This is a genomic window from Lacinutrix algicola, from assembly GCF_001418085.1.
GTDB lineage: Bacteria > Bacteroidota > Bacteroidia > Flavobacteriales > Flavobacteriaceae > Lacinutrix > Lacinutrix algicola.
In genome coordinates, this window is the sequence record NZ_LIQH01000035.1 from 12,370 (window position 1) to 25,092 (window position 12,723).

Annotated in this window: 8 protein-coding genes; 2 read left to right on the forward strand and 6 right to left on the reverse strand. The window is 30.2% G+C overall.

The genetic code is table 11. The features are described from left to right. Window positions 1–68: 68 nt before the first annotated feature. Window positions 69–2,462, reverse strand: a complete 2,394-nt coding sequence (locus ASC41_RS08200) for a TonB-dependent receptor domain-containing protein (RefSeq protein ID WP_055436157.1) — start codon at window positions 2,460–2,462, stop codon at window positions 69–71. A gap of 161 nt (window positions 2,463–2,623) precedes the next feature. Here ASC41_RS08200 and lepA point away from each other — a divergent pair, with 161 nt between their 5' ends. Next, the gene (lepA, locus tag ASC41_RS08205) at window positions 2,624–4,420 is read left to right on the forward strand and encodes a translation elongation factor 4 (RefSeq protein ID WP_055436158.1); all 1,797 of its coding nucleotides are present in this window, start codon (window positions 2,624–2,626) and stop codon (window positions 4,418–4,420) included. A gap of 67 nt (window positions 4,421–4,487) precedes the next feature. On the opposite strand, the gene ASC41_RS08210 is transcribed toward lepA, so the two are convergent. The 5 genes from ASC41_RS08210 to ASC41_RS08230 form a co-directional block, all read right to left on the reverse strand. Next, window positions 4,488–5,252, reverse strand: coding sequence for a LytR/AlgR family response regulator transcription factor (locus ASC41_RS08210; protein ID WP_152971441.1), 765 nt, complete (start codon window positions 5,250–5,252; stop codon window positions 4,488–4,490). Between the two features lie 4 nt (window positions 5,253–5,256). Continuing rightward, on the reverse strand, window positions 5,257–6,270 hold the full coding sequence (locus tag ASC41_RS08215) for a sensor histidine kinase (protein ID WP_055436160.1): 1,014 nt from the start codon (window positions 6,268–6,270) through the stop codon (window positions 5,257–5,259). A gap of 15 nt (window positions 6,271–6,285) precedes the next feature. Beyond that, window positions 6,286–8,643, reverse strand: coding sequence for a TonB-dependent receptor (locus ASC41_RS08220; RefSeq protein ID WP_193786894.1), 2,358 nt, complete (start codon window positions 8,641–8,643; stop codon window positions 6,286–6,288). 117 nt (window positions 8,644–8,760) lie between these two features. Beyond that, window positions 8,761–9,768 (reverse strand): glycosyltransferase family 9 protein, encoded by a 1,008-nt coding sequence (locus tag ASC41_RS08225; RefSeq protein WP_241489642.1) that lies wholly within the window; start codon window positions 9,766–9,768, stop codon window positions 8,761–8,763. A 120-nt stretch (window positions 9,769–9,888) separates the two neighbouring features. After that, window positions 9,889–11,739 carry a cation:proton antiporter gene (locus ASC41_RS08230; protein ID WP_055436163.1) on the reverse strand — a complete coding sequence of 617 codons (1,851 nt, stop codon included), beginning with the start codon at window positions 11,737–11,739 and terminating at the stop codon, window positions 9,889–9,891. Window positions 11,740–11,873: 134 nt separating this feature from the next. On the opposite strand from ASC41_RS08230, the gene ASC41_RS08235 reads away from it, so the two are divergent. Then, window positions 11,874–12,722, forward strand: a complete 849-nt coding sequence (locus tag ASC41_RS08235; RefSeq protein WP_055436164.1) for a universal stress protein — start codon at window positions 11,874–11,876, stop codon at window positions 12,720–12,722. Window position 12,723 lies beyond the last annotated feature (1 nt).

Sequence of the window (12,723 nt, forward strand, 5' to 3'; positions counted from 1 at the left end):
AACAAAAACGACTCTACTAAAAACCTTTTTTTAAAATTAAAGTCACTAAAATCAAGTATTAGTTTCTATTACTCAATCGTTTTTATTCTATCGCGTTCTTTGTGGTTTATGTACTTCTCGTTAGTTTCAAGTGTACTGTTACCAAATTTATAACTAAACCCTAATTTAATATAGCGCGTATCTACATTTATAAATTTTCTATTTCGTTGATTTAAATAGTTTGTATTGATATAAAAATCAGATTTATTAAAAATATCTGCAACATTTAAAAACAACGCTCCGCGTTTATTAAAAACTGTTTTTGATACTGTAAGATCAGAAGTAAATTGTCCTTTAACCGTTTGTAATCCTTCTAAGTTTTTACCGATATAAGTTAAAGACAAATATGTTGATAGACTATTATCTTTCAGAAAATTAACACTTACACCTAAATCTGAGTAAACACTCCATTGATCAAGCTCTATGTTTTTATTCTCTATCTCTGTTTTCTCTGTTGTATTATAAACTGCATTAGTAAAATAAATAGAAGCCTTTTTAAATAGAGTAAAATAGGTTTCGTAAGCTAAAACTATTTCTGTCGTTTCTCCAATATTTTTAGGAGTATGGGTAACAGTATTGTTTATGTTGTCTTGAATAGGTAACTCATTAACATTACCATTTGTAGTTTTTAGGGCAACTTCAAAAGTATGTCTATCGTTAAATACAATACCTAAATCCCATCTGTTACTAAAAGACGGTTGTAAATTTGGATTACCAACAACAATTGTATTATCATTTAAAAAAAAATGAAAAGGATTTAAAGATTGGTAGCTAGGTCTTGAAATTGTTCTTTTGTACTTGGTATATATATTTATAGTTTCAGTTGTTTTATGGTTTAAAACAATGGTAGGAAACCACTCTAAATAATCTTGTTTATTAACATCATTAAAAGATTTACCTTCTAGGTCTGTTTGCTCAACTCTTAAACCTGCAGTAAAATTAAAATCACCAAATTTATCTTCGTAGCTAGCATAAGCAGCTAATACGTTTTCGTTATAATCAAAAACATTTGAATTATTTAAAACCTGTTCACCACCTATAATATCTAACTGTGTTAAGTCATTACTAGTCTCCACTATAGAACTTTTAAAACCAAGAGACAAAGAAGAATCTTCGCTATATGGGATGTAATAATCTGCTTGAGAAGTTAAAATTCCTATATTTTGACCTGAATTTGTTCTAAAAGCTGTATCAAAATCTGGACTATTATCTGCTAAAAAATACTGACTATTAACGTCTTGTTCTCTAGAATAATCAAAAGAAGTATAATGAGCATTTAAAGATAGTTTACTATTGTTTTTAAACTTACTTTCATAATCTGCATCAAAACTTAAATTATGTTTATCGTCTCTAGACAATGTATTAGCATTAAAACTTGACAATAAAACGGCATTCTCATTAAGAATTGTTGTTTTGTTTTTAGTACTATACTTAAAATATGGCGTTATTAATATGTTTGAAGATAAAGTAAATGTATTGTTATCGTTTATAAAATAATCTAAGCTAATGCTAGTGTTGTGCGTTTCGGACCAAGTATTTCTATTAATATTAGAGGTCCACAATTGGTCTAATGTATTACTATTGTTTAAAAAACTAATTTCATCATCATTATCTCGATTCACTTTATTTTTAGAAAAGCTGTAATTAGCAGAAAGGCTTATTTTTTTTGTCTTGTAAAAGTTAGAAATACCTGTATTATAATTCGGAAAAGCACCTTGTTTGTAATTACTAAAAACACGTCCTCTGTAACCTGTTATTAAATTTTTACCCATTATAATATTTAAAACAGTACCACTTGAAGCTTCGTATTTTGCACCCGGAGTTGTAATCGCTTCTACAGATTTAATGGAGTTGGCTGGTGTGTTTTCTAAAAGCTGAATAACCTCTGCACCAGACAAGTTAACTTTTCTGCCATTTATATAAACTGTTGGTATAGTTCTTTTAATTTTAATAGCTCCATCTGAAACAAAAACTGTTGGAGTACTTCGTAAAACATCTAAAAGATTACCTTCAGTTAATGCCGTATTTTCAACATTAAAAATAAGTCGATCTGCTAGTTTCTTAATTGTTGGTTTTTTTGTAATAATAGTTACACCTTCTAATGTTTCGGCAGACTCTTTTAAAGTTATTTTTCCTAAATTAATACTTTTAGAAAGTGTAATAATTTTGCTATAAGATGCATAACCAACAAATGATATGTTTAAAACATATTCACCAGCACTAAGGTTTTCAATAATAAAACTTCCATCTTCATTCGTGTTTGAGCCATCAATTACTTCAGATTTGTTAGAGGAAAGAATTGCAACATTAGCATATGCTATAGACTTTGTGTTTTCTTCAATAACTGTAGCTGAAATGGTCAATTCCTGAGCAATAACTTCTGTAGAAAAAAGAAAAATTAGTGAGTATAAATAATATTTCATTGGTGATTTTAACGAAAAAGCAAGATACTAATAGTTTTTTAATTTTTATTACGGATAAAACCGTATTTTTTTGGAGTCTGTATTCACAAGAAAAACTAAAAAAATCGTTAATAAATGCCTTATATTTGCAGACTCTTTACTTTTAGTAAGAGCATAAGATTATGAAGCACATTAGAAATTTTTGCATTATTGCACATATTGATCACGGAAAAAGTACACTTGCCGATCGTTTACTCGATGCAACAGGCTCTGTAACTGCTCGTGAACAACAAGCGCAACTTTTAGATAGTATGGATTTGGAACGCGAACGTGGTATTACCATTAAATCGCATGCCATCCAAATGGAATATACTTACGAAGGACAAGAGTATGTTTTAAACTTAATTGATACTCCTGGTCACGTAGATTTCTCTTACGAAGTATCAAGATCTATTGCTGCCTGTGAAGGTGCTTTATTAATTGTAGATGCTGCGCAAAGTATACAGGCACAGACTATTTCTAATTTATATTTAGCGCTAGAGAATGATTTAGAAATTATTCCTGTTTTAAATAAAATCGATTTACCAAGTGCAAACCCAGAAGAAGTTACAGACGATATTGTAGATCTTTTAGGTTGTGCTCCTGAAGAAGTAATTCATGCCAGTGGAAAAACTGGTTTTGGTGTAGAAAACATATTAAAAGCTATTATTGAACGTATTCCTGCTCCAAAAGGAGATCCAGATGCGCCACTTCAAGCGTTAATTTTCGATTCGGTTTACAATACTTTTAGAGGTATTGAAACTTACTTTAGAGTTTTTAACGGTGAAATTAAAAAAGGACAAAAAATTAAATTTGTCGCTACAGACAAAGAATATAACGCTGACGAAGTTGGTACTTTAAAACTAACACAAGTTGCAAAACAGAGTGTAAAAACTGGTGATGTTGGTTATTTAATTACCGGAATTAAAACGGCTAAAGAGGTAAAAGTAGGAGATACAATTACAGATTTTGCTAACCCAACTACTAATATTGTAGAGGGCTTCGAAGATGTAAAACCAATGGTTTTTGCAGGTATTTATCCTGTAGATACAGAAGATTACGAAGAGCTTAGAAACTCTATGGAAAAGCTTCAATTAAACGATGCTTCTTTAGTATTTCAACCAGAAAGTTCTGCGGCTTTAGGTTTTGGTTTCCGTTGTGGTTTCTTAGGAATGTTACACATGGAAATTATACAAGAGCGTTTAGAACGTGAGTTTGACATGACGGTAATTACTACTGTACCAAACGTATCGTACTACGCTTATACCAATAAAAATCCTGATGAGCCATTTATTGTAAATAACCCAAGTGATTTACCAGAACCAACAATGATTAATAGGGTTGAAGAACCTTTTATTAAAGCTACAATAATTACAAAAGCCGATTTTGTTGGTAACGTAATGAGCTTATGTATTGAGAAACGTGGTATGATTACAAATCAAACGTATTTAACACCTGTGCGTGTTGAGCTTACTTTTGAAATGCCTTTAGCAGAAATTGTTTTCGATTTCTACGATAGACTAAAAACGGTTTCTAAAGGTTATGCTTCTTTCGATTACCATCCAATAGGTATGAAAACATCGAAACTAGTTCGTTTAGACGTTTTATTAAATGCTCAACCTGTAGATGCACTTTCTGCTTTAATTCACGCAGATAATGCACATAATATTGGTAAGAAAATGACTGAAAAGTTGAAGGAATTAATTCCACGTCAGCAATTCGATATTCCTATTCAAGCAGCAATTGGAGCAAAAATTATTGCTAGAGAAACTGTAAAAGCCTTACGTAAAGATGTAACTGCAAAATGTTATGGTGGAGATATTTCGCGTAAACGTAAGTTACTAGAAAAGCAGAAAAAAGGTAAAAAACGTATGCGCCAAGTTGGTAATGTAGAAATACCTCAACAAGCATTTATGGCTGTTTTAAAGTTGAATGATTAATTCTATTATTAACAATTCGAATTTTAGATATAAAAAAACCTTCAGTTTACGCTGAAGGTTTTTTGTTTTATTGCTCTAACCATTTTCTAAACTCTGCTGTTGTAGAAGAACTGGTCATTACTTTATCTTTTAAGCCTTTTACTTTAATTAGTAATCTGTTTTTAAAATGACTTTCTAAATTTTCGATGTAATCTATGCTTAGAATTTCGCTTCGGTTTATTTTAAAAAATTTAGTTGGATTTAATTGTTGAATAATTGACCCTAAATTTTGAGAAATAATGTGCCGTTTTCCTTTAAAATCTGTAGCAATACAAAAATCTCCTGAAGCTTCAATTATACTAATTTCTGAAACATTTAAGAGTTGAATTCCTTTTGCTTTTTTAATTACGAAACGCTTTTTGTAGTTATTAGATTCTTCTTTTAAAGCAACTTTAAGTTCTGTAATTGTTTCGCTAGAAAGTGAATTATAATCGCCTTGTTTAAATAAAGACTGGTATTTTTCTATAGCCTTTTTAAAATCTGTTTGCGTATACGGTTTTAATATATATGCAATACCATTTGTGTTAAATGCTTGAAACAAATAGTCGTCGTGAGCAGAACAGAAAATAATTGGAGAATCGATATCAATTTCATTAAACAAGTCGAACGAGACGCCATCTAACAATTGAATATCCGACAAAATAAAGTCGTACTTATTGTTTACAAGAAATGCTTTTCCTTCTGCATTAGATCTTGCCCAATCGTGAGGAATATGCTCATTAAAATACTCGTTTACAAAAGAAACTAATTTTTGATATGCTGGTATTTCGTCTTCTAGAATTAAAATTTTCATTGTTCTAATTTTCGTCAATTAATTTAATAATTGGAATTGAAATAACAAATTCTTTATCTGTATTTATAATTATTACTTCTTTATCTGATAATAATTTATATCGTGCTTTTAAGTTTTCTAAACCTGTTCCAAACGATTCGTCTTTAGATAAGATTCTAGATTTTGTATTTGTTACTTTAAGCGTGTTTTCTTCAACTAAAATAGTTGTTGCTATTGCTTTGTTGTTTTGCGGCTTATTGTGTTTTACAACGTTCTCTAATAAGGCTTGAATTGCTCCTGTTGGAATAAACCTATCTGTAATGTCTGTGTCTCTTTCAATTTTAAAATCGTAATCGTTTCCAAAACGTGTTTTAATTAAAAACATGTAATTTTCTGCCAACTCAATTTCTTCAGACAACTCCATAACCTCAGCATCTTTGGTCTTTATTAAATAGCGATAAATTAACGATAGCCTGTTAATATATTCTTTTGCTTTTTCTGAATCACTATCTATTAAAGAATCTAACGTGTTTAAATTATTAAATAAAAAATGAGGGTCTATTTGAGAGCGTAATAATTTGAGTTCGTTTTCTTTTTGTTGTTTTTCTACAGTAAGAAGCTGTGTTTGGCTTTCGTAAAATTTCTTGGTTAAAAGTAACCCAAAAGGCAATCCCATTTGGTTTGCGCTTATGGATATAGATTCAATAATAAACCAAAAGGTTGAAGGGAATCGACTCCAATCATTATCTCCAGACCAGTAACCAACAACTTTATCTATACCTCCAATAACAATCATGGCTATAAGACTAAAAAATATAAAATTGAAATACTTTTTTTGCTCTATAATATATTTAGGTATTAGCCAATACATGAATATTGAAATTAATGCAAGAATCATTACTACATCTAAAGGGAAATCGACCCAATATTCTCTTATTAACGCATGACGATCGTAATAATCTAACGCTTGCATTGTGATGGAAATCACAAAAAAGATGGCTAATAATATATAATCGGATTTTTTTAGTTTTGTATTCATTCTAAAACGAATGTATTAATTATTATCATCAATTCTATTTTCTTCATCTTTAGAAGCATTACTTCTGTTCTTCTTTTTTCCATATTTAGAACCAAAACTATACGTTGCTCTTAGCTGAATATTTTGTCTTGATTGGTTGCTTTCCACATCTGCTTGCAAGTTATTATAGTTTATTTCACCTATAAAACCTCTATTTAGCATTTTATTGAAGCCTAAGTTTAGTTTAAGCCTTTCGTCTAAAAACTTTTTTCCAAAAGAAAAATCTAGTCCTGCAAACCAGTCTGTATCTATACCACCTTCTAAAGCTCCTGTGCCATAGTTTGCACTAAGTTCTGCACTAATTTCCCATGGCAACTCATAACTCGCTTGAGAAAACCACATTAAACTCCATTTGTCTAATTTTAAATTGTTTGGGTTAGACTCGAACTTATTATAATTTACAATAAAACCTGTATAACCTTCTACTCCTTTAATAAAACTTAAAGGTCCAAATAATCTAAAATTCCAGTTTTTACTGTCCGATAAATTAATGGTTGTTCTACTTATTTCGGCTGTATCATTATTTTGCGATATAAACTGAAACATAGCATCTTCTGTTTCGCTATAACCAACCGTAAAAAAAGGTTGCCCATCGTAGGTTAAATTAAACTGATAATTATTAGTAAAAGCTGGTCTTAAATTTTGGTTTCCAACGTCGGACGATAAGGGATCGTAATAGGTTACAAATGAATTTAAAGTGTTATAATTTGGACGGCGAATTCTATAACTATACGCAATACTTCCGCTTAAGTTTTCGTTTATTTTTCTACTCAAGGAAGCACTTGGAAATAGTTTATAAATTTTACGTTCTCGTGTTTCGTTATTACTGCTTGATGTGCCTTGAGTATTACTATCTTCAAAACGTAATCCTCCAGAAAAAGACCACTTTCCTTTGGTTAAATTTAATTTAGAGTAGAGTGCAAAAACAGTTTCATCTACTAAAAACCGATTACTTGCATTTGAGTTAAAATCAAAATTTCCATTATTGTTTTCGGTAAAAGACATTAAATCACTATCTGTATTTACATTTGAAAATTTACTACCAAAACTTAGTTTAAAATCTTCAGAAAATAGTCTTGAATAATCTGCTTTATAAGTTTTTATTTGATATTCTCCATCTTGCAAATAACGTTGATTTGTATATGGAATAGTACTTCCTAAAACTGAAGAAATAGTGTTTTTATTAGTGTTAGAATAATCTACAAAATTAAAGTCCATGTTAAATTTATGAGCGTCTGTTTTATACTCATAATATGGATTTACATTAAAAACAATTTGGTCTCTATCGTAAGTGTTTTGAGATAGTAAATAGTCTGTTGCAGTTTCACTAGTAATTATGTTTGAACTTTGAGAGGTTCTATCGGACTTTGTTGTGATTCTTCTTACACCAATTCCTATGGTGTTACTATCGTTTATATAATAATCTACGCTACCACCTAATCTAATACTTTGCGGATTATAAGCATCTATTGTAGCTTGATTGTATGTGTTATTACCAACAGATCTTTTAATAAACAAATCTTCTCGCCAAGTAGGACTTGAATACCCAATACTTGTTTGCCAATTTAGTTTGTTTTTATAGCTCGCTATCGAAGCACTTGTTCCATACTCAACACCTTCATCTTCACCAACCCAACCTACAACATTACCATGTGTACCTAGTTTTACATTTTTTTTTAAAATAATGTTTATTATTGGTCCAGAGCCTTCCGCGTCGAACTCTGCTCCTGGTTGTTCTACTAGTTCTACTCTTGCTATATTATCGGCTGGCATGTCACGAAGCAAAGTGTCCATATCCATGTACTCGGTAGTCTTGCCATCTATTAAAATTCTAATATTGCTTTTTCCTGCGTAACTTATTCCATTATTGGTTACAATAACACCCGGAACACGCTTCATTACATCTTGTAAATTAGAGTTTAACATTTCAGAATTTTCTAAATCTACTATTAGCTTTTCTGCTGTTTGCCTAATAACTGGTCGTTTGCTTTTTATAACAACTTCTCCTAGCGTTTGGGCTTCTTCTTTTAAAGTGAAGTTGACCGTTTTTGATTCTTGTACGAGTTGAAAAACGTCGCTCTTTTCGGTTTTAAAACCTAATAAAGAGATTTCTAAACTGTAATTACCTTGCTCTAGATTTTTAAACTCGTACTTTCCGTTATCATCACTAACGGTTCCTGTTAAAGGACTAGTGCTTCCTTCTTTATAAATAAGAACATTAGCAAAAGGCTGTGGCTGATTGGTATTGTCTAAAATAGTTCCGCTTATGTTTTGCGCGAAACTCAGCGTAATTCCGAAAAGGAAAGACAAAATAAATAATACATTTAATTTCATAATTGATTCGATTAAGATTGATGACGTAAATATATAATCATGAATCTCTTAATAGAAATACAATATGCCGAAATGGGTTAAAAAGGAGATGAACTGGTTTTATTATAATTTATTAAGCTATAATTTACTCTCTATTAAAGACATATAATCATCTACAGTACCACTTTTAGTATCTATAAAATCGTTTTTATTGCCGTATGGCCTGTATTTGTGTGTTGGTGTCACAGAAAACAAACCTACAGTTGTTGCTTTTGTTGCAGCTGCTAAATGCATAATACCACCATCTCCTCCAACAAACAGTTCTGCATTTGCAATTACTGCTGCTATTTCTCTTATATCTTTACTATAAAAAGAACCTGCTTTAAAATCTATTTGAGATACATTTTCTGCAGGTAGCACTTCTAAAATATTATAAGTCTCTCCAAATTTAGTTTTTAAGGCAGTATAAAAAGTACTCCACCACGCTTTAGAATAGCATTTATTTCCTGTAGCAAATGTGAAAATTAATATGGTTTTTTTTGAAGAATCAATAACTGAATTATCTAAAATCGTTTTACCATTTACAAGTTCGCTTTCGGTAAGTTTTAAATCTAACTTAGCTATAGGATCTGTAATTGTTGCATGACCAGTTTGCTGTAAATAATTTCTTAAATGATAAACATTGTTTTTAGCCATATGGTAATAATCGGCCTTTACTTCGTTTATTTCATTTTCTAACATTCCATAAACCTTATACTTAGCATTTGATAAATAGGTTAGAATTCTAGCAGAAGACGATCCTTTATCTCCACATATTACCAAATCGTATTTTTTTAATTTAACCGAAAAGAAAATTCTTAAATACTTAAACAACTCTTTAAACGGTTTCCTTGGTAATATAATAATGTTGTTTACATTTTCATATTCTTGAAAAACAGGCTTAGCAACTCCTCCTTTAACAATAAGGTCTATTTTACAACCTGGAAAAGTAGCTACCAACTCCTGTATTAAAGGAGTTATTAACAACATATTACCCAACCTTTGGTTTGGGCGGCAGATTAAAACCTTATTAATTTTTGTTTTTTTTCTGCCCTTTACTTTTTTATTAAAATGAGATTTACCAATATCTTGTGTAAATTTTGGCATTATCTTTTGTCTAATAGAATCAAATTTTAATAGGGACATTTTTATAATATATGTAATTGTTATAATAGGTATTATTAACTAATACCTTTTTAAATAATATTTCCTGCTAAAAGCAACATGTTACGCTTCTTCATTAGCAACCTCCTCAACATCAAAAGGTTTACCTAAATACACAAGATGAAAGTTTTCTCCTATTTCTTCGATGTTTTTATTATTAGATGGGATTATTTGTATTTCAGATTCATCATTTTTAATAAATAAAGGAATGATATCTTTATCGTTATTAGACATTTCAATTAAGCTATCGTAATGCGCTTTATCTCTTAATACTATTTCCTGAATACTTGGGTATTTTTTAGTGACATTACTAAGTGTATTAAAATCGTCTGTGTGCGAAAATAAGCCTTCTCTTGGGTTGTTATTATCGTCTATCATTTCGTCTACACTTACCAATCTAAAAGAACCATTTTCTCCAAACTGTTTGCTAAACTTATTAATAGCATACTTATTAACATCGTTACTTCCTGTTAATGCCATTAAATAACCAACATCGTTTAATTCGATATTATCCATTAAAGTATCAGAATAGATATTAGTATTTAATGCTTCTAACCCTAGTTCTTTTGCTTTTGCAATATTACTTGGGTTACTATCTATTAAAACAACATGTCTACCATTAGACTCTAAATAATGTCCAATAAGTCTAGAAACTTTACTTGCTCCCACTATTAATATACCATTAGATTTTTGTAAAAACACACCAATCATTTTTGCAAATAATCGCGCTGTAGTTGCATTTAATAATACTGTTCCTAAAACAATCATAAACACCAAAGGCGTTATATATTCTGCTCCTGGAACACCTTCTTTTGCTAATTTTAATCCAAATAAAGAAGCAATACCTGCTGCAACAATACCTCGAGGTCCAACCCAGCTAATAAAGATTTTTTCGTTAAATTTTAATGATGAGCCATATGTACTTAAAAATACACCTATTGGACGAATAATAAAAACAACAGCAGCAAATAATACTACTGTATTCCAATTGTAAATTAAATATAAATCCGACATGTTTATATTAGCCGCCAAGAGTATAAATAAGATGGAGATTAGTAAGATGCTTAAGGATTCTTTAAAGTATAATAGTTCTTTTAAATAAGGTGCATTAGAATTACCTAAAACCATACCCATAACAACAACAGCAAGTAATCCAGATTCATGTGCAAAAGTATCGGCTAAAACAAAAACACCTAAAACAGCAGCTAATGCGAATACATTTAATAAATAATGTGGTACTAAGTTTTTATTAATAATAAAGTTCATGGCATGAGCAAAAGTGAAACCAAAAGTAGCTCCAAACAATACAATTTTACCAAACTCTATTAAAGCTGTTTTTGTAAACTCTCCTCCTCCATCAACAGTAATAAACTCGAAAACTAAAACGGCTACTAACGCGCCTATTGGGTCTATTAAAATACCTTCCCATTTTAAAACTGTAGAAACATCTTTTTTTAATGGAATGTTTCTTAAAATAGGAGTAATTACTGTTGGTCCGGTAACAATTATAAGTCCTGAGAATAAAAATGAAATTTCCCAACTTAAATAAAATGCATAATGTGCTGCTACAGCTGCACCAAAAAAGGTAACTAAAGATCCTAAAGAAATTAACTTTGTAATTACTGGTCCTACATTTTTTATTTCGCTTATTTTAAGTGTTAATCCACCTTCAAAAAGAATAATACTAATAGCTAAAGACACAAAGTAAAACAAACTTTCTCCTGGAAAAAGCCCTTCTTTTCCGTTCCATATTGGTTCTATCCACTTAGTACCATCTTCACTTAAAAATTCTGCAGCTATTGGTCCTACCAAAAGACCAATTAGAATTAATGGTAAAATAGCAGGAATTTTAAACTTCCATGCCACCCATTGTGCTAATATTCCTAATATTATAATTCCTCCTAATTCTAACATATGTTCTATTAAATTTTAAAATGATAAAGTTAAAGATAATTAAATCATAATTACATCTTACGTTTCAAATCTTACATACTTGTTTCATTATAACAAAAAATACTATCTTCACTTTTTTACCAAATAATTTCTAATTGACTAAAAAACCATTTAAAACCATAGGTATAGGTGTTGCCTTTTCACCAAATCTTAAAGCTAACCTTTATGAAGCAGCGCGTTTAGCCTTGTTTTTTGACTGTAAATTAGTTTTAATTCATGTTGGAAAAGAGTCTGAAGACAAAATAAAAACACTAAAAATTATTTTAAATCATTTTAAAAAAGACAATTTAAACTACGAAGTCCTTTTTAAATCTGGAAATCCTGTAGAAATTATTTTAAATGCTTCGGAAGAAAAAAACATCGATTTACTAATTATTGGTGCCGCAAAACAGGAAAAATTCTTTACTTATTATATAGGTTCAATTGCTCGAAAAATTACGCGTCGTGCAAAGTGTTCTTTATTATTACTTATAAATCCTTCTTTAGAGCGTGTACCTTGCCAGCACATTGTTGTTAACGGTTTAATGGACCCAAAAACAGAACAAACAATTGCAACTGCTTTTTACGTTGGTGCTAAATTAAAAGCCGAAAAAATAACCATTGTTGAAGAAGTGAAACAAAATGAAATTCATGTAAAAATTGATGATGATAAATCGCTTAGAAAAACACAAATTGTAAAAGAAAGATTAAGTAATAGAGAGCGATCAAGAATTAAACATATTATAGAAGATATTCCCGAGGAATATACTAAAGATATTGCAATAAAATCTCAACCTATTTTTGGTACACAAGGTTATAGTATTGGGCATTATGCGCAAATAGCAAGAGCCGATTTATTAGTAATGAATCCGCCTACAAAAATGACTTTTTGGGATCGTGTATTCCCACATGATATTGAGCATATTTTAAACGAGCTACCAACCGATGTTTTAATTATTCAATGAG